At 61.2% G+C, this 17,678-nt stretch carries 18 protein-coding genes and 1 tRNA gene; 12 read left to right on the top strand and 7 right to left on the bottom strand.

Annotated features, from left to right (window positions below; genetic code table 11):
- The first annotated feature begins 119 nt into the window (after nucleotides 1-119).
- Nucleotides 120-2,309 (top strand): M4 family metallopeptidase, encoded by a 2,190-nt coding sequence (locus N799_RS01630; protein ID WP_036206940.1) that lies wholly within the window; start codon nucleotides 120-122, stop codon nucleotides 2,307-2,309.
- Between the two features lie 63 nt (nucleotides 2,310-2,372).
- Here N799_RS01630 and N799_RS01625 read toward each other — a convergent pair whose 3' ends face one another.
- The 6 genes from N799_RS01625 to N799_RS01600 all read right to left on the bottom strand — a co-directional run bounded on the left by N799_RS01625 (nucleotide 2,373) and on the right by N799_RS01600 (nucleotide 7,514).
- The gene (locus N799_RS01625) at nucleotides 2,373-3,242 is read right to left on the bottom strand and encodes a DMT family transporter (protein WP_052101050.1); all 870 of its coding nucleotides are present in this window, start codon (nucleotides 3,240-3,242) and stop codon (nucleotides 2,373-2,375) included.
- A gap of 49 nt (nucleotides 3,243-3,291) precedes the next feature.
- On the bottom strand, nucleotides 3,292-4,329 hold the full coding sequence (gene murB, locus N799_RS01620) for a UDP-N-acetylmuramate dehydrogenase (protein ID WP_036206921.1): 1,038 nt from the start codon (nucleotides 4,327-4,329) through the stop codon (nucleotides 3,292-3,294).
- Nucleotides 4,326-5,384: a quinone-dependent dihydroorotate dehydrogenase gene (locus N799_RS01615; protein ID WP_036206919.1), complete on the bottom strand. Its 1,059-nt coding sequence runs from the start codon at nucleotides 5,382-5,384 to the stop codon at nucleotides 4,326-4,328. The genes murB and N799_RS01615 overlap by 4 nt, the downstream gene beginning before the upstream one ends.
- Nucleotides 5,385-5,386: 2 nt before the next feature.
- Nucleotides 5,387-5,725 carry a DUF4190 domain-containing protein gene (locus N799_RS01610; protein WP_052100964.1) on the bottom strand — a complete coding sequence of 113 codons (339 nt, stop codon included), beginning with the start codon at nucleotides 5,723-5,725 and terminating at the stop codon, nucleotides 5,387-5,389.
- A gap of 13 nt (nucleotides 5,726-5,738) precedes the next feature.
- Nucleotides 5,739-7,271: an L-piperidine-6-carboxylate dehydrogenase gene (gene amaB, locus N799_RS01605; RefSeq protein WP_036206917.1), complete on the bottom strand. Its 1,533-nt coding sequence runs from the start codon at nucleotides 7,269-7,271 to the stop codon at nucleotides 5,739-5,741.
- 166 nt (nucleotides 7,272-7,437) lie between these two features.
- Nucleotides 7,438-7,514, bottom strand: a tRNA-Arg gene (locus N799_RS01600).
- A gap of 45 nt (nucleotides 7,515-7,559) precedes the next feature.
- On the opposite strand from N799_RS01600, the gene N799_RS01595 reads away from it, so the two are divergent.
- From N799_RS01595 to N799_RS14240, 5 genes are all read left to right on the top strand, one after another.
- Entirely contained in the window at nucleotides 7,560-8,915 is a 1,356-nt protein-coding gene (locus N799_RS01595; protein ID WP_081974639.1) for a tyrosine-type recombinase/integrase, read from the top strand.
- 569 nt (nucleotides 8,916-9,484) lie between these two features.
- On the top strand, nucleotides 9,485-9,667 hold the full coding sequence (locus tag N799_RS15105) for a ribbon-helix-helix protein, CopG family (protein ID WP_152597778.1): 183 nt from the start codon (nucleotides 9,485-9,487) through the stop codon (nucleotides 9,665-9,667).
- A 45-nt stretch (nucleotides 9,668-9,712) separates the two neighbouring features.
- Nucleotides 9,713-11,290: a DUF5906 domain-containing protein gene (locus tag N799_RS15100; protein ID WP_152597777.1), complete on the top strand. Its 1,578-nt coding sequence runs from the start codon at nucleotides 9,713-9,715 to the stop codon at nucleotides 11,288-11,290.
- Between the two features lie 14 nt (nucleotides 11,291-11,304).
- Complete coding sequence (locus N799_RS14595) at nucleotides 11,305-12,279, top strand: restriction endonuclease (RefSeq protein ID WP_081974638.1); 975 nt, start codon at nucleotides 11,305-11,307, stop codon at nucleotides 12,277-12,279.
- A complete protein-coding gene (locus N799_RS14240) occupies nucleotides 12,276-12,902 on the top strand; it encodes an ankyrin repeat domain-containing protein (RefSeq protein ID WP_052100960.1) in 627 nt (208 codons plus the stop codon). Before N799_RS14595 ends, N799_RS14240 begins: the two co-directional genes overlap by 4 nt.
- A gap of 122 nt (nucleotides 12,903-13,024) precedes the next feature.
- Here N799_RS14240 and N799_RS01585 read toward each other — a convergent pair whose 3' ends face one another.
- The gene (locus N799_RS01585; RefSeq protein ID WP_052100959.1) at nucleotides 13,025-13,555 is read right to left on the bottom strand and encodes a type 4 pilus major pilin; all 531 of its coding nucleotides are present in this window, start codon (nucleotides 13,553-13,555) and stop codon (nucleotides 13,025-13,027) included.
- Nucleotides 13,556-13,840: 285 nt separating this feature from the next.
- Here N799_RS01585 and N799_RS14235 point away from each other — a divergent pair, with 285 nt between their 5' ends.
- The 6 genes from N799_RS14235 (at nucleotide 13,841) to N799_RS14230 (ending at nucleotide 17,642) form a co-directional block, all read left to right on the top strand.
- The gene (locus N799_RS14235) at nucleotides 13,841-14,653 is read left to right on the top strand and encodes an ankyrin repeat domain-containing protein (RefSeq protein ID WP_081974637.1); all 813 of its coding nucleotides are present in this window, start codon (nucleotides 13,841-13,843) and stop codon (nucleotides 14,651-14,653) included.
- A complete protein-coding gene (locus N799_RS01575) occupies nucleotides 14,653-14,985 on the top strand; it encodes a hypothetical protein (protein WP_036206915.1) in 333 nt (110 codons plus the stop codon). The genes N799_RS14235 and N799_RS01575 overlap by 1 nt, the downstream gene beginning before the upstream one ends.
- Nucleotides 14,986-15,046: 61 nt before the next feature.
- Complete coding sequence (locus N799_RS15095) at nucleotides 15,047-15,658, top strand: hypothetical protein (protein WP_152597776.1); 612 nt, start codon at nucleotides 15,047-15,049, stop codon at nucleotides 15,656-15,658.
- Nucleotides 15,658-16,302, top strand: coding sequence for an ankyrin repeat domain-containing protein (locus N799_RS14590; protein WP_081974636.1), 645 nt, complete (start codon nucleotides 15,658-15,660; stop codon nucleotides 16,300-16,302). Before N799_RS15095 ends, N799_RS14590 begins: the two co-directional genes overlap by 1 nt.
- 57 nt (nucleotides 16,303-16,359) lie before the next feature.
- Nucleotides 16,360-16,587: a hypothetical protein gene (locus tag N799_RS01565; protein ID WP_036206911.1), complete on the top strand. Its 228-nt coding sequence runs from the start codon at nucleotides 16,360-16,362 to the stop codon at nucleotides 16,585-16,587.
- Nucleotides 16,584-17,642: an ArdC family protein gene (locus N799_RS14230; protein ID WP_081974635.1), complete on the top strand. Its 1,059-nt coding sequence runs from the start codon at nucleotides 16,584-16,586 to the stop codon at nucleotides 17,640-17,642. The genes N799_RS01565 and N799_RS14230 overlap by 4 nt, the downstream gene beginning before the upstream one ends.
- Nucleotides 17,643-17,678: the final 36 nt, after the last annotated feature.

Genomic DNA, 17,678 nt, shown 5'->3' with positions numbered 1-17,678 from the left:
CAACGGGAATGTTGCCGCCGGCCCCTCGGCCGGCGGGACGGTGGCACGGAACAGGGGGAAATGCTGAATCCGTTCCGCCGCGATCGTGGCGGGAATTCTCAAGGAAAGGAGGATGTGGGATGTCACGTTATTTCCGTTCGTACCGCTTGAACCTGCTGGTGGCAGCGATGGGCATGGCCGCGATGGCCGGCGCCAACGCCGCCGAATCGCAGCAGGTCCAGCGCCAGAGCCTCGGCGCCACGCCGATGAACCGCGTCGCCGCCCAGCTCGGCATGGGCGCCGACATGGCACTGACGGCGCGCAGCTCCGCGCCGACCCGCAATGGCCGGCGCACGGTCCGCATGCAGCAGACCTACCGCGGCGTGCCGGTGTGGGGCCACAGCGTTGCCGTCGTCCAGGACGGCATGGGCAACGCGCTGCGCATGCAGGGCCAGGTGCTGCAGGACGTGCAGGTCGAGTTGCCGTCGGTTACTCCGCGGCTGAGCGCACAGCGTGCCCAGGCCGTCCTGGCTGACCGCGCCCGCACGTCGCTGGCTGCCGGCGGCAACGTCAGCAACCGCAAGTCGGACCTGTTCGTCTACGCGGAGCAGGGGCCGGCGCGGCTGGTCTACCTGACCTCGTTCTTCGTCGACGGCCAGCAGCCGTCGCGCCCCACCGCGATCATCGACGCCAACTCCGGCGAGGTGCTGAGCCAGTGGGACGGCCTCGCGTTCGCCGACGGCTACGGCCCGGGCGGCAACCAGAAGATCGGCCAGTACCAGTACGGCACCGACTACCCGGCGCTGGACGTGCAGCAGTCGGGCAGCACCTGCTCGATGGTCAACGCCAACGTTGAGACCCACAACTTCAACCACGGCAGCAGTGGCCCGATCCACTCGTTCAACTGCCCGACCAACACGGTCAAGCAGATCAACGGCGCGTACTCGCCGCTCAACGACGCGCACCACTTCGGTGGCGTGGTCTACGACATGTACAACGCCTACGTCGGCGTGCCGCCGCTGAGCTTCCGGCTGAAGATGAACGTGCACTACGGCAACAACTACGAGAACGCGTTCTGGGACGGCTCGTCGATGACCTTCGGCGACGGCGCCAGCACGTTCTACCCGCTGGTGTCGCTTGACGTGTCCGCGCACGAGGTCAGCCACGGCTTCACCGAGCAGAACTCGGGCCTGGTCTACCGCGACCAGTCCGGTGGCATCAACGAGGCGTTCTCGGACATGGCCGGCGAGGCGGCGGAGTTCTTCGACCGCGGCAGCGCCGATTACCTGGTCGGCGCCGACATCTTCAAGGGCAACGGTTCGCTGCGCTACATGTGCAACCCGACCCAGGACGGCAACTCGATCGACCACGCCGACGACTACTACAGCGGCATCGACGTGCACCACTCCAGCGGCGTGTACAACAAGGCCTACTGCACCCTGGCCAAGACCAGCGGCTGGGACGCCAAGACGGCGTTCCAGGTGTTCGCCTACGCCAACCAGTTCCACTGGCAGCCGAACTCCACGTTCGACGAGGGTGCCTGCGGCGTCGAGGCCGGTGCGGTCGAGCTGGGCTTCTCCGAGGCCGACGTCACCGCGGCGTTCAACGCGGTCGGCGTGAGCTGCGATGGCGGCGGTGGCGAGGAACCGCCCCCGGGAGGCGGCGAACTGGAGAACGGCGTACCGGCCACCGGTATCGCCGGCGCCCAGGGCAGCGAGCAGTTCTGGACTCTGGAAGTCCCGGCCGGCGCCGGCAACCTGGTGTTCAACATGGCCGGTGGCAGTGGTGATGCCGACCTGTACGTGCGCTTCGGCGAGGCGCCGACCACGTCGAACTACGACTGCCGTCCGTACCGCAGCGGCAACACCGAATCGTGCAGTTTCGCCAATCCGCAGGCCGGCACGTACCACGTGATGATCCGCGGTTACAGCGCGTTCTCCGGCGTCAGCCTGACCGGCAGCTTCGACGGTGACGGCGGCGGTGGCGGTGGTGGCTATTTCGAGAACGGTACCGACGTGCAGATCCGCGACCGCGCCACGGTGGAAAGCGCGATCACCGTGAGCGGCGTCAGCGGCAACGCCCCCAGCGACCTGAAGGTCGGCGTCAGCATCGACCACACCTACGTGGGCGATCTGACCATCCGTCTCGTCGCGCCGGACGGCAGCACCTACACGCTGCGCAACCGCACCGGTGGCAGTGCCAACGACATCGACGAGGTCTACACGGTGGACGCGTCGTCGGAAAGCGCCAACGGCACCTGGAAGCTGCGGGTGACCGATGCCTACTGGTACGACAGCGGCAAGCTCGACCTGTGGAGCCTGCAGTTCTGAGTTGAACCGCAACAGCAAGTGCGACACGGACCCCGGCCACGCGCCGGGGTCCTTTTTCGCCGGCTACTCGCCCGGCTTGGCGCCGGTGGATGGTGCCGAGGTGGCGGCGCGCCGGGACAGCGTCGCCTCGCGGTGTGCGATGTAGGCGTTGGCGCCGAAGATGATCGAGGCGCCCAGCACCGTCCATCGGTCCACGCCCTCGCCGAACAGCAGGAACGCCAGCACCGCCACGATCGGCAACTGCATGAAGCTGATCGGCGTCAGCGCGGAGACCTCGCCGAGCTTGAGCGCGCGGGTCCACAGCATGTGGCCGGCGGTGCCCAGCGCGCCGGCGGCGATCACCCACAGCCACGCGATGCCCTGCGGCCACTCCCACACCGTCAGCGCGGGGACCAGCGACATCGGCACCCACAGGATGGTGGTCCACATCACGATGCGGTCGGCCGGTTCCAGCGCCGACAGCTGCTTGATCTGGATCGACACCAGCCCGCTGAGCACCGCCGCCGACAGCGCCACCAGGGTGCCGGCGCTGAAGCCCTCGGTGCCCGGGCGCACGATCACCAGCACGCCGATGAAACCCAGTACCACCGCGGTCCAGCGCCGGGCGCGGACCTGCTCGCCCAGCCACAGCACCGCGGCGATGGTGACGAACAGCGGCGTCGAGTACGACAGCGACACCGCCTGCGCCAGCGGCAGGTTGCCGATCGCCCAGAAGCCGCAGAGCATCGACGCGGTGCCGACCAGGCAACGCACCACGTAACGCGGCAGGTGCTTGGTGCGCAGCAGGCCCGGGCCGTGCCGGATGAGCAGCGGCGCGGTGGCGAGCATGCCGAAGAAGCAGCGGAAGAACGCCACCTGGAAGGTGTGCAGGCTCTCCGAGGCCAGCCGGATGGCGATCACCATGAAGGCGAAGAACACCGTGCTGCCCAGCATCAGCGCGGCGGCGCGGGCGGGGGTCGAGCCCGGGGAGGCGGTCACGGACTCACCAGCGCGCGCCAACCATGCGCGGTTCGGGTTCCAGTGCGACGCCGAACCGCGCCTGTACCGAGTCGGCGATGCGCCGGGCGAGGTCGAACAGTTGCAGCCCGCTGGCGTTGCCGTGGTTGACCAGCACCAGCGCGTGCGAGGGCGCCACGCCGGCGTCGCCGTCGCGATGGCCTTTCCAGCCGCAGGCATCGATCAGCCACGCCGCCGAGAGCTTGCGCAGTGCGGTGTCCCCGGTCGGGAACGACGGCAGCACCGGATGCGCGTCGAGCAGGGCCTGCGCCTGCGCCGCAGGCACGATCGGGTTCTTGAAGAAACTGCCGGCGTTGCCGAGCACGGCCGGGTCGGGCAGTTTGCGACGCCGGATCGCGATCACCGCCTCGGCGACCTGCCGTGGCGTCGGGTCGTGGATGCCGGAGGCGGCGAGTTCGTCGCCGAGGCCGGCGTAACCGAGCCTGGGCGCGCGTCGGCGGGGGAGGGCGAACTCGACCGCGGTGACGATGAAACGGTCGGGCTCGTGCTTGAACAGGCTGTCGCGGTAGGCGAATGCGCAGGCGTCGCGGTCGAACCGCCGCCACTGGCCGGTGGCCGGCTCGAACGCCTCAACCGCGTGAACGAACTCGCGCACCTCGACCCCGTAGGCACCGATGTTCTGGATCGGCGCCGCGCCGACCGTGCCGGGAATCAACGCGAGGTTCTCGAGCCCGCACAGGCCGCGCTCGAGGGTGTCGAGTACGAAGCCGTGCCATTGCACGCCGGCATCGGCTTGCACGATGGCGGTGTCGCCGTCGTCCAGCACCCGGACGCCGCGGCCGGTCAGCGCCAGCAGCGGCTGGGCCGGGTCGTCGACGAACAGCAGGTTGCTGCCGCCGCCGAGCACCAGCGGCGCGCGACCGGCGAACTCCGCACCGGACAGGACCCCGGGCAGCGCCGCCGCGTCGTCGACCTCGGCCAGCACCGCCGCGTGCGCGGCGACGCCGAAAGTGTTGCGTGCGAGCAGGGGCGCGTTGCGGAAAAGCCGGACCGGACCGCTCATGCGACCGGCGGTACCGGGCCGCGGCTGGGCGCGAACTTGCGGCGGCGGATCGCCTCGACGCACTCGCGCACCAGCGCGGGGCCGCGGTAGACCAGCCCCGAATAGCACTGCACCAGAGTCGCGCCGGCGGCCATCTTGGTCACCGCGTCGGCGCCGGACAGGATGCCGCCGACGCCGACCAGCGGGATCGCCTCGGGCAGCCGGGTGCGCATCATCCGCAGCACCGTGGTGGACTGGCCCATCAGCGGGCGGCCCGACAGCCCGCCGGTTTCTTCCGCATGCGGCGCGCCTTCGATCCCGGCCCGCGACACGGTGGTGTTGGTCGCGATCACGCCGTCGACCTCCAGTTCGGTCAGCACCCGCGCGCAGGCCTCGATGTCGGCCTCGGACAGGTCGGGGGCGATCTTGACCAGCATCGGGATGCGCTTGCCGTGCTTGGCGCCCAGACGCTCCTGCTCCTCGCGCAGGGTGCCGACCAGCCGCCGCAGCAGCTGCTCCTCCTGCAGCTCGCGCAGCCCGGCGGTGTTGGGCGAGGAGATGTTGACCGTCACGTAGTCCGCCAGCGGATAGACCCGCGACAGGCAGTACATGTAGTCGCCCTCGGCGATTTCGTTGGGCGTGTCCTTGTTCTTGCCGATGTTGATGCCCAGCAGCGCGCCACGCCGCTGCGCCTTCTCGACATTGCGCACCAGCGCGTCGACGCCGGCGTTGTTGAAGCCCAGCCGGTTGATGACGCCCTCGTGCCCCGGCAGCCGGAACATGCGTGGCTTCGGGTTGCCGGCCTGCGGCCGCGGGGTGACGGTGCCGATCTCGACGAAGCCGAAGCCCAGCGCCATCAGCGCGTCGATGTGGGCGCCGTCCTTGTCGAGGCCGGCGGCCAGGCCGACCGGGTTGGGGAAGTCGAGCCCGAACGCACGCGTCGGCAGCGGCTCGGGGCGCCGCGCGAGCAACCGCCCGAGACCGCTCGCATGGGCCTTGTCGAGCATCCGCAGGGTGGTGTCGTGGGCCTGCTCGGCATCGAGCCGGAACAGCCAGGGGCGTGCCAGTCCGTACATGCTCAGCCCAGCACCGCGGCCATCGCGACCAGCGCCGCGAGGCCGCCGAAGAACAGCACCAGCGCCAGCATCCCGAGGGTCGCCAGCGCCACCATCGCGTACCCAAGCACCAGCCCGGCGACGGCGAACCCGTCACCCTCGAACGACTCCGGCGCGCGCCGGATCTCCGAGCGCGCGAAGTGGCCGGTGAGGATCGCGACCAGGCTGCCGACCACCGGCAGCAGCGTCCACCCCAGCAACCCGGACACCAGGCTGACGATCGCCAGCACGCTGGTGGTCCGGCCGGCCGCCGGCGTGGCCGGCGGCGGTGGGGGCAATGGCGGAGGGGTGGGGTCGCTCATCGCCCGGCGCTCCTTACAGGTCGAACTTGATGCCCTGGGCCAGCGGCAGTTCGTCGGAGTAGTTGATGGTGTTGGTCTGGCGGCGCATGTAGGCGCGCCACGCGTCCGAACCCGACTCGCGGCCGCCGCCGGTCTCCTTCTCGCCGCCGAACGCGCCGCCGATCTCGGCGCCGGAGGTGCCGATGTTGACGTTGGCGATGCCGCAGTCCGAACCGCGCACCGACAGGAACTGCTCGGCCGCCTTCAGGTTCTGGGTGAAGATCGCCGACGACAGGCCCTGCGGGACGTCGTTCTGCATGTCGATCGCATCGTCGAGGTTGCTGAACTTCATCACGTACAGGATCGGCGCGAAGGTCTCGGTCTGGACGACCTCCGAGTCGTTGGCCAGGCCGGTGATGATCGTCGGCAGCACGAAGTTGCCCTTGCGGTCGACCGCGGCGCCGCCGGTCTCGACCTTGCCGCCGGCCGCCTTGGCCTTCTCGATCGCGGCCAGGTAGGCCTTGACGCCGTCCTGGCTGTTGAGCGGGCCCATCAGGTTGGCCGGGTCCATCGGGTCGCCGGTCTTGCCCTCGACCTGCTTGTAGGCCGCGACCAGCTTGGCCAGCACGTCGTCGAAGATCGACTCGTGGATGAAGGCGCGGCGGGTGGTGGTGCAGCGCTGGCCGGCGGTGCCGACCGCGCCAAAGACAATGGCCGGGATCGCCAGCTTCAGGTCGGCGGTGGCGTCGACGATCATCGCGTTGTTGCCACCGAGCTCCAGCAGCGAGCGGCCCATGCGCTTGGCGACGCGCTCGCCGACGTGGCGGCCGACCTTGGTCGAACCGGTGAAGCTGACCAGGGCGATGCGCTTGTCGTCGACGAAGGTCTGGGCGAGGTCGGTGCCGGCATCGTTGAACAGGAAGAAGATGTCCGGGAAGCCGCCCTTCTTCAGCGCCTCGTTGCAGATCCTGACCGAGGCGATCGCCGACAGCGGGGTTTTCGGCGAGGGCTTCCAGATGCAGATGTCGCCGCAGGCGGCCGCGACCAGCGCGTTCCACGCCCACACCGCGACCGGAAAGTTGAACGCCGAGATGATCCCGACGATGCCCAACGGGTGCCACTGCTCGTACATCCGGTGGCCGGGGCGCTCGGAATGCATGGTGAGGCCGTACAGCTGGCGCGACAGGCCGACGGCGAACTCGCCGATGTCGATCATCTCCTGGACTTCACCGTCGCCCTCGGGCTTGGACTTGCCCATTTCCAGCGCGACCAGCGAACCCAGCGCGTCCTTGTGTTCGCGCAGCGCGTCGGCGCACAGGCGGACGGCCTCGCCGCGGCGCGGCGCCGGGGTGTTGCGCCAGACCTTGAAGGCGGCCTGGGCGCGCTCGACGATCTTCTCGTAGTCGGCCTGCGAGGAGGCCTGGACCCGCGCCAGCACCTCGCCATCGGTCGGGTTGATCGGCTCGAGGATGCCGGCGTCGGCGGTCGTGGCCCATTCGCCATTGCCGAGGTAGGTGCCGGATTCGGTGCCGCTCAGGCCGAGTGCGGTGAGGACGGGGTGGGTCATCAAGAACTCCTTGCGAAACGAGTGGATGGCGACCCCGACACGATTCGAACGTGTGACCTTCCCCTTAGGAGGGGAAAGGACATGCCGAAAAACGCCAAGGGACTCAATTACTTATGCTACCTTGACAACTTCTGGGACAAGCAAGGGACAAGTCGCTGTTCAAAGATGGCGGCCCCAGAGGGAGTCGAACCCCCAACCTCACCCTTAGGAGGGGTGCGCTCTGTCCAGTTGAGCTATGGGGCCGACGACTAGAACAGCAGTAGCGAAGTCAACAAGGATACCGGGTGCATGACCAAACCTAAACCGAAGCCGTCAAGCGCGATCTCTGGGGTCTACTTCCGAGAGGATGGCAAGCCTCGTTGGGAGGTCAAGATCCGGTGGGTGAAGGAGGGGAAGAGCAACAGGCTTCCCACCAAGCCCTTCCCCGTCGATCTGAACGCCAAGCCCAAGACACCCCTGCACATCAAGGTCCAGCAGACCAACGCCGAAGCGTGGGCGCTTGAAGAGTGGAAGTCGATCAACGACACCGGCAAGCCCAAGAGCCAGGTGGTTGTCCACTGGAAGTTCAAGGACATGTTGCAGCAATACCTGGAAGAGCTGGACAAAGGGCTAATCGCGGTCAAGTCCAGAACATCCAAGTCCACTATCAACATGCTGCTGGGGAAGGGCACCCAGGGAAAAAATCAGGATGGGTTCCCCGACCTGGTGGACAAATGGGTCAAGGAACTTCGCTACGACGACTTCGTATCAACGCAGAACAAGAACAGTCTTCAAAGCAGACTGCTTGACCGCAATGGCAATCCAGCGGGCAATGACGCGGTGCGGCGGGTGTTGACCGTCATCCGGGGGGTCTTTACCCGTGCCCGGGACGAATGGAAGGTGGATTTCGTTAACCCTCTTCTAAAGGTGAAAGGACTAGCTCCCCAGGGCGGACGTCAGCGCACGGTTGACGAGGACGAGTGGGATTTGATTGTTTCCAAGCTTGGGCGCGTGGAAGAGGGCACGATGGACGCCATCGTCTTTGGGCGATATTCCGCGGCCCGGCGAGCGGAGGTGGTCAAGCTCGATTGGAGCGATATCGACTTCAAGAAGATGACTGCGTTCCTGCGCGACACCAAGAGCAACGATAAGGATAAAAAGAAGGATCGAACCATTCCCTTGAACAACCAGGCTCGGGACGTCATCTTGCGTAGAGCCCAGCCCAAGGGTGCGGATCGTATCTACCAGCCCGAGGAACTGATGAAGTTGAAACTTCATGGGCCAGTCTTCACTAGTGATAAAGGCAAACGCTTGCGGGCCGACACAATAACCCAAGCCTGGACGCGAGCCCGGTATCGGGTGGGGCTATCCGATGTTCGGGTTCACGATCTGCGCCACACCCGCATCACGGAACTTGGCCAATTCCTTACTGGCGCGGAAGTTGCCCGTATTTCCGGGCACACGGATTTGAACACGTTCTACCGCTACTTCAATCCCAACCCTGCGGAGAGTGCGCGCAAGATTGAAGCCATCGAACAAGGCCAAAAGGACAAGGGTGGTTTGGTGGGTCTTGCCAGAACGCTGGCCTCGCTTTCTGATGCCGACTTCACATCGGTCATGGGGATGATGTTCCAATACAAGGGAAATCAAGTCGCAGGTAAGTAGCCGGTTGCCGGTTCTGCCGTTTTGCTCAAAGCCCCCGCCTGGGGGCTTTTTTGTGGGCGACTTCCAAAGATGAGGTGCTGCTACCACTGCTGCCACTGCTGCCAGTGGTTAAAAGGGAACGATTTATCAAGTGTGGTAGCACCCAACGATTGACTGTAAGCCTTATGTATCAATGATTTAACGAAATTCAAAGAAGCCAGAAAAACTTGCTGCTGCCACTGCTGCCACTGCTGCCACTAAATTCGAGTGTTGAGACTTTCTTGCCGGGAACGACAAAAGAGCAAGTGCCACTGTTAAACATTCCTCGAAATGATTTTTCCTAAAAGTGAAGATTAAGTGGCAGCAGTGGCAGCAGTAGATCTAGTGACATAAAAATAAATCAAGTAAATCAGACATTTGCAGCTGCTACCACTTGTTCGATTTCCAGAATTGGACCTGGCAGCAAGTGGCAGCAAGTGGCAGCAGGACAACGGCATCGAAAAAACTTTGGGGGAGGGGATTGACGATTAGTCAGTTTGCCTTATTGCTGGTGTATCGCCGCCGTAATACATCCAAGAGGAGATCCGTTCATGACCAAACAAACCTCACCAGTTCCCGCGAAACGTCAGCGGAGGTTAGCCGTTCCTCTCAATATCCGCATCTGGGTCCCAATCGCAGAAAAGTTGGACGAAGCGGTGATGAAGCAAAACACTAACAGATCCGATTTTGTTCGAGACGCCATCGTCGAAAAGCTGAAAAAGATCACCGCATAAAACAAACCCCGCCGGCCAGGGCGGGGTTCGATAGGAGAACAGCGTATGGGCTACGCACCATCACTTTTGAATGAAGAAGCCGGTTCTGTCAAGTCTTCTGGGAATGTAACCCCATTCGACAAGGCACATCGCAAACGTCGCGGCAACCCGTCTGGGGAGCAGCAGAGCGAAGGACCACCACCAATTTCTGCGGCCAAGCTCTATGCAGACGCGATGATGAAGGAGGGTGGGTGGGCAGCTAGCAACCCATCCGCAGGAAGCACCGTTGCCGGAAGCAGTGGGGTGATGATCTACAATTGGAATGGGCTGCATTGGAAGCACATTGGCGGCGAAGACGGTGATGCGCATGCCGCCTTGTGGCTGGACACGAACATGCCTGATAAGGCCACGCCCCACAAAGCCAAAGGTCTTTGGCAGTGGCTTAGCATGCGGCTGCGCGATGCTCACAAGCTTCCAAATCCTAGTCGTCAAGACATGGCCATCGTGCCGTGTGGCGACGCATATCTAGAAATCACGAAAGATGGCATTCGATCTATTGCACCTGATCCATTACTTGGGCTGACCTACGCCACAAAAATTCAATGCGGAACGCCTCACGGCAAAGTTCACAATCCCATTCCGTTTAATCCTAAGTCGAAGTTTGGAGCCTGGCTCTGCCATGCGTTGCCCGACGAGGGAGTGAGGTTGATGGTCCAGGAACAATGTGGTGTTTGCTTGCTTCCTGGTGTGTATTCACAGGCGGCATGGTGGTGGGGCGTTGCAGGTTCTGGCAAATCCACCCTTGCTGGGATGGTGGAAATGGTGCTGTCCTCTGTTGCTGGCGTTCGCTTGGAGAGCCTTGGAGATCAGTTCGGCTTGGAGCCCATCGTGGGTGCGCAACTGATACGTGTCGAAGAGGTTGAGATTGGCGAGAAATGGGACGAGGGCCGATTTAAACCCCTGGTCTCTGGCGATGGCGTCTATGTCAATCGGAAGATGGAGAAGGCTATCGGGTCATATAAATCCACAGGCAAGTGGATCATTACGTCGAACCCCGAGCCTTATATCCGCGACAAATCTGATGGCGTGTTGCGCCGGCTAGGTATCGTTCACTGGGCACACAAGATCCAAGGTGATCAAGATCCGCTGTTCGCTGAAAAAATCATGGAAACAGAAGGTCGGATGTTCTTGGACTGGCTGATTGAAGGTGCACTTCGGGTCATCCGTCGTGGACGAATGATGTCCGAGAAAGAGCTTCCAGGAGCTGCGCGTGAATATCGCGAGAGCGTTCGGCGCAACTCTGACAGTGTTCGTGACTGGGTGATGGAGGAGAGTGTTCGGTTCGTGCCGGGCAAGTGGAAGCCCACTTCGGAGATCCTGGCTCGCTTCACCAAGTGGTCAGAGGAAAACTTCAAGCGCCCGCTTGGTGAAAACGGCGCCACCATCCTCGTCCGGAGCCTTGGTCAAATCCCGGGAGTGAACCTGGGTAAGCGTTCAAATCGCCGCATCAAGGGTGGGCAGGCTTGGGGCTATGAACTGGACTGGACGCCCATGCTGGCCGAAGACGACCCCCGAGCGCTACTTGCAACCCATCCGCACCCTGTCCACAAGGATGCGGACTACGGCGCCATGTTTGAAGACTAACCAGAGGAGTAACAATGAATGACATTATCAACGAGCGAAGCGATTACGAGCTTCAATTTGACTGCCAGCTTCGACTGATTGGTGAGAACCTTGCCATCGGCAGTCTCACGCAGGTTGATGATGGCAGTGTTTTTGCTCCAATTTCCAAAGAGCAAGCCTTTGCATTCTTCGAAGGCTTGCCGATTGACCAATTCAAGCGATTGATCATGCAACTGCAGGCCAAACGAGATCCCGCCAGGATGGCAGAACTGTTATGCAAGATGACCTGGGGGGAGTTTGAGCAAGCCGTTGCCGAGGCATATCAAGGGCAGGGTTGGACCGCTGAACTGACGAAATCCGGAGCAGATGGTGGCGTTGACGTGTTTCTTCGTAAGGGCGACACCACCTGGCTTGTGCAATGCAAGCACTGGCAGTCGAAAGTCAATGTCAAAGAGGTCCGTGAGATTTATGGATTGATGCATCATCACAACGCGGATCGTGTAGTAATCGTGAGCTTGATGGGTTTTACAGCAAGGGCAACTGAATTTGTTCATGGTAAAGCTGTTGATCTTGTTGACGGGAAACAGCTCGCGTCAAAGTTGTCCGTCTTGCCAGATGAGCCTAGTTCAATAGCTAATAGACCCATGGTGGCAAATAAACTAGATGCTTTGGATGTAAATCATGGTGTGAGTTATATCAATGCTGCTGGTTGGATGCCGGCTGTTAATGCAACACAATTTTGCACAAGAGAAAGCGTTTTCAATAACTACTGCGTTTGGGCGCGGGATATAGGTAGACCGGATCTTACTGAAATCAAGCTCAACGATTGGTCAAATAAAGTTTTTCGACCTGCTATGGAAGAGGTCTATGGCGATGCTTGGGATAATAGAGAGCACAAGACATTCAGCTTCACAGCGGGTGGTCGAGTGCGGTCGGTGAGCTATGCCATTCGCTCCCAACCTTCGCTTTCCCGTAGCCGGCCTAAGGCCAAGACAGGGGAGGAGGAATGACCACCCACCCCGACCACTACCCAGACCACACCGAGGCCGAAATCCTGGATCTATACGCCATCCAAGGCCACCTCACCGCCACCGCCCTCATTCCCAAGATCCGGGATGACCTGGTAGGCGATGCGGCACTAGGCTTCTGGCAGCAAGCGGACGAGGTGTATCAGCGGCACTTGGACAAGTGGATCGAGAGCCCGCTTCATATGGCCGCCCGAGGTGGACACCTAGAACACATGTGTGTCTTGATCGAGCAGGGCATGCATGTCGATACCCTGGACGATTGCGGTGTCACGGCTTTACATTCCGCAGTCATGATGGGCCAGGCGCAGACCAGCCAGGCGCTGATCTTGATGGGCGCGGATATCAATGCCCAAGATCGCTTCGGCATGTCCCCGCTTCACTGGGCCACGATGACCTTGGAGGAGCAGGCTGCAATCGACCTGGTGGAGGCGGGAGCGAACCTCTACTTGCTCAACAACGATGGCGAAACGCCCCTGGATCACATCTATGACCCTGACTTTGAAGCGAGGGTCATGGCGGCACACACCCAGTTCCAGGCCAACCAGCTCGCCCAAGCAACGCCCACGCCAGCGCGGCAATACCAAGCACCCGCCAGGCGCATGTAGGCCCCAACTATCACCATGAGGGCGTAGCAGCCGACACCCGCTCCCAACAGGGCCAACGGCCCAATTACCGCTTTTCCAAACAACAAGAGCCCCACAAGGGGGCTCCTGTCATCAAGTCAAACTCACTCCCCCACAAACTTCACATCCACATCGGCCGTTCCGCACGCAGCGATGACCGCGGCCGGATCGTTAGACAGGGCAGCCGTAGACGTTGCTGGCACATGGATGGACTTGAAGTTTTGGATCATGCCCGGCACCAGCTTGGCGCAGACCTTGGCAGGCATGTCGGTGTAGGTGATGGCGAAGGTCGGTGAGACGGCTGTTGCCGCACCCGGGCCAATCGAAACCGCCTGGCTCCAAGACGAGGTAATCGTCGCAGCCGCCGAATCCCCGCCATTCATCGTGGAGGGCACGATGCCGGCTTTGTTAGCAATAGCCGTGGTCAGCGACGAGTAATCACGGGTGGCGGCATACAAGTTCTTGATGCCGGCAGACATGGCCACCAAATTCGATTGCTCGGTGTTGGCGCGATTGGCGTTTTGCACTTGGGGGAAGATAACGAAGGCAGCGATTGCCAGGATGGCAATGATGCCCAGGACTAGCAGGATTTCGACCAGCGAGAAGCCGGCCTGTTTTGAGTGTTGCTGTTGCATAGGAAACTCCGGTCAGTGGGGGTTAGGCCACTGAACGGGATCCTCGAACCAGGGCTAGATTGACGGTAAAGTCGTAAACCTATCCGTCAAGCCTTTTGAAAATATATCTCACATACCTATTGACGTCCCTTCATTGCCGATTACCTTGGCAAACGGGCACGCTCCTTATTGCGTTGGGGAAGTCGGCCCGCAGTCCTTGTCAGGACCGACACCCCCAGTCTCCATGCTGGGGGTGTCGTTATTTCAGCCCCTTGCGCTCATGAAACTATCTGCAAAGGTAGATCCATGAACGCGCAATCACTTCTCGCAGAAGCAATCGACTTCCGGGATCCGGTGGATGTGCAGCGGGCGCTGGATATGGGCGCTAACCCCAACACCAAGACATTCACGGCACTGGCAGACAGGGAAGTGCCTGCACTTGAACGCATGTGGCTGGAACACCAGAAGTGTCCACTGACCCCAGACTTCGCCGTCTTCCATGCCCTCATCAATGGCGGTTCACGCCTAACCGATATGCACGCCCGCCAGGTGTTCAAAGCCATGGTCGAGCACGGCGAGGTAGAACTGTTGCGCGCGATGTTCGCCAAAGGCTTCCAGCTGCACGGCGACATGAGCCCCGCTTTCACCTACCACCTGCATGTGTTGGCGCTTCTAGTGGAAGAGCAGGGCATGGATATCAGCCAGTCATTCCACCGCCGCGGCACGCCATTGCACCATGCCGTCAAGCTCCAAAGAGAAGACCTGGTGGCCTACCTGCTAGATCACGGCGCGAACATCGAAGCCAGCGACTTTGAGGGCAACACGGCGCTACTGACCGCTTGCGAGTATCAAGCCCACGCCCTCATTCCTGTTCTCCTGGACCACGGCGCCAATCCACAGACAGTGAACTTCCAGGGCAACAGTGTGCTGCACCTGGTCAATGACACGGCATCGGCCGAACTGTTGCTGGCGGCAGGGGCCAATCCACTAGCAATCAATGACTGCGGGTTTGCCCCCGTTGACGGCGATAACGCCAAGACGATTGCCGCCTTACAAGCGCATCAATTGCACCACGCCACCCATCAAATCCGCCAAGAGGCCCTGGCCAGGAGACTGTAATGAAACAAGCACCCGACAACATCTTTGACGGCTTGGGCCTGCCCGAGCGCGACGAGCCCATGGAAGCCATCTACCAGGCATCCCGCATGCGCGACGAACAAGCTGTCATCCGCATGCTCGATGAGCACCTGGCCCAGCATGGCGAGCCCGAGCAGCAGGCGTATGCCAATCGAGCCGAGCATCGCCAGGATGATGCAGACATGGGCCGGTTCCCCTATCACACGGGCGGGAACACCTGGTCCCCAAGCGATGCTGATGCCATAGCGCTAATTCCGGAAGAGTGCAGGGGTCAGCAGGAAGTTCAGTTTCAGAAGCAGATCAGGCGGCAGTAACCACTTGCGCACACCGGGCTAGGCCTTTTAATAGATGAATACCAACTCACGGAGACATAGCATGAATGTTCGAACTAATGAGCCAACTGATCGCGAGATTGATGGCAACGAACATACAAGTGGCGTCAGTTGGAATGCGGATAAAGACTGCTTTTCCTTCGATGGCAATCGCTGGGAAGAATTAGATCCTGGCGCTGATCGGGTTTATTACAAGAGGGAAGCAGAACGGGTTTGCGATTCACTTGGTGCACCTGAAAGGGTGCGCGACGAGTTGTCCCGAATTTCCAAGGATTTTAATCAGGATGAGTGGGCCATCTACAACCTCGATGTGCTGGCCGAACAGGGCTTCGACAGCGAGGACGACTGGAACAATGCTCAACGCAAGGAGGCAGAAGTGGACTTGCGAAGTGGTGAGGCCGACGAGAATCGGCAGCAGGGCTACTATGATGGTCACGCTGATAACTCCATAGACCTTTCCCCCAAGGAGTTGTCTGATCAATTGAGAGCTGCCGCAGTAGCAGAATCAGAGTGGGAGCATGAACAGCTTGAATCGATCACGGTGAAGGCCGCTGGCGCTTGGTCTCCATCCCAAGCCGACGCTGATGCGCTTGTGCCGACAGCAAGCCAGGAGCACAAAGAAGGTCAGTTCCAAAAGCATTCAAGGCGACTTTGATGGACGCTGGCGTTAACGCACTTTTTGACGCGGTTAAGGCCAGCAATCTTGAAGCTGTCAAACAGCTCATCAATCAGGGCGTCTTGGACTTGGTAGTGGATGATGAAGAAACGGAGGGACTTGCTCCGCTACATCTAGTCACATCGCCACACGTTGCCTATGCCCTTTTGTCCGCTGGTCAGAACCCAAATACGAGGACATGGGATGGGGATACCCCATTGCATAGTGCAGCGCGTAAGGATGATCCTGAACTTGTCAGGCTTCTTTGTGCATTTGGCGCGGATGTAGATGCACAGGACAACACGGGGTCAACCCCGCTACATGACGTCTCATCTGCCAAGATTGCGCAATGGCTTCTTCATTTCGGTGCGAATGTCAACGCCGAGGACTACGGTGAACAAACACCAATCTTTAATGCGAGCAGCGTTGAAATTGCCGCGATGCTGGTGGAGGCAGGAGCTGACCTATCCCACGAAGCGGGGCTTGATGTGCTTGAATACTTTGGCATCCATGATTGTCAAGATGACATGTATGAATACCTTTGCATGGCCGTTGAACAGGACAAATCTCGGCGTGAAGCCAAGGCGCTTGAAGAGACAACACCAACCGCTACCTCAATCAATACTCCATCTCGCCGCCTGTAACCCTTGCTAAATACCAGCTAGACCTTTTGATAAGGGGAACCCTCGCGGAGTTCCCCCATGCCTGACCCCGACTATTCCGATATCGCGTTCGATGAGCGCGCCCACGACGATGACGACGAAGCTGCCGAGTATCTGGTAGAGCAGCACGGCACCGATCTCATCGTATCCCTTCACATTGGTGACATAGAGCAAGGCCAGCTTTTGCTGGACCGCTTCCAGCTGTTTGACTACCTGGACGAGTTTCTGGACCGCGGCGGCATGTTGCGGATGGAGCAGTCATCATGAGCCAGATGTTCAAAAACGCCGAAGAAGGCGCCAAGTTCATGATCGAGCTGTTCAAGGATCCTCTCTACTGGGAGAAGCCTTGGGTTGCTGGCAACAATGCATTTGGCCTAGGTGAGATGCCGTTCAATGCCTTGTCAGGGCGGCAATACACCGCAGGCAACATGCTTTATTTGTGGAGTGCGGCCAAGCAACGCGGCTACAAAAGTGCGGGCTGGATGACTTATGCCCAGAAGCAAAAAGCAGGCTTGCGCTTCAAGGAAGGTGCGAAGGGCAACGGATTACTGATCCCATGGTTCAAGCGACCCGACAAGCCAGAAGACGGCAAGGTGCTGGACCCCAACGACCCCCGCGGCAAGGCCTGCTTGAAGTGGTTCATGGTGTGGAATTGCGATCACATCGAGGGCGTGCCAGAGCAGCGACGCGAGGTGCCGGCGCCTGAGTTCCGCCATGGAGAGTGCGAACGCTTGTTGGAAGAAAGCGGCGCCAAGATCTTCCATGACGGCGGCAACCGGGCCTATTACCGTGTTCGCGCTGACACAATCCATCTGCCAGCCCGCGAGAACTTCAAGACCCCTGATGGCTACTACGCCACCGCCTTGCATGAACTAGGCCACTGGACGGGGCATGAGAGCCGCTTGAACCGGGATCTGTCTGGCGTATTTGGCACCGAGAGCTATGCGGCCGAAGAGTTGGTGGCCGAGCTATCCAGTCTTCTGATCGGCGATCGCTTGGGCATTGGCCACGATCCCCGCCAGCATGCCGCCTACGCGAAATCCTGGATCAAGAAGCTGGAAGACGATCCAATGGAACTGTTTCGCGCCGCCACCCGCGCCGAAGCCGTTTGCCGGCATCTTGGCATTGAGGCCTACCAGCGCGAGCCCATCAAGATCATTGAGCGGCAGCTGTCCAACGAGCCGGTGCAAGACGACCAGCCAAGGCCCCAGCGTGGCCGCAAGTGGTCGCCCAAGAAGAAGACCAAGGCCAGGACCCCCAAGGCCACCGAGACGGCCAGGGAGCCCAAGCAGCGCAAGCGGGGCATGGAGCTGGCCAGGTAGGCAGGGGTTTCCATCCAGCCACCAGTTGGGCGACCA

It is taken from the genome of Lysobacter arseniciresistens ZS79 (assembly GCF_000768335.1).
Taxonomy (GTDB): Bacteria; Pseudomonadota; Gammaproteobacteria; order Xanthomonadales; family Xanthomonadaceae; genus Novilysobacter; species Novilysobacter arseniciresistens.
This window is presented reverse-complemented; position numbering and strand designations above follow the sequence as displayed.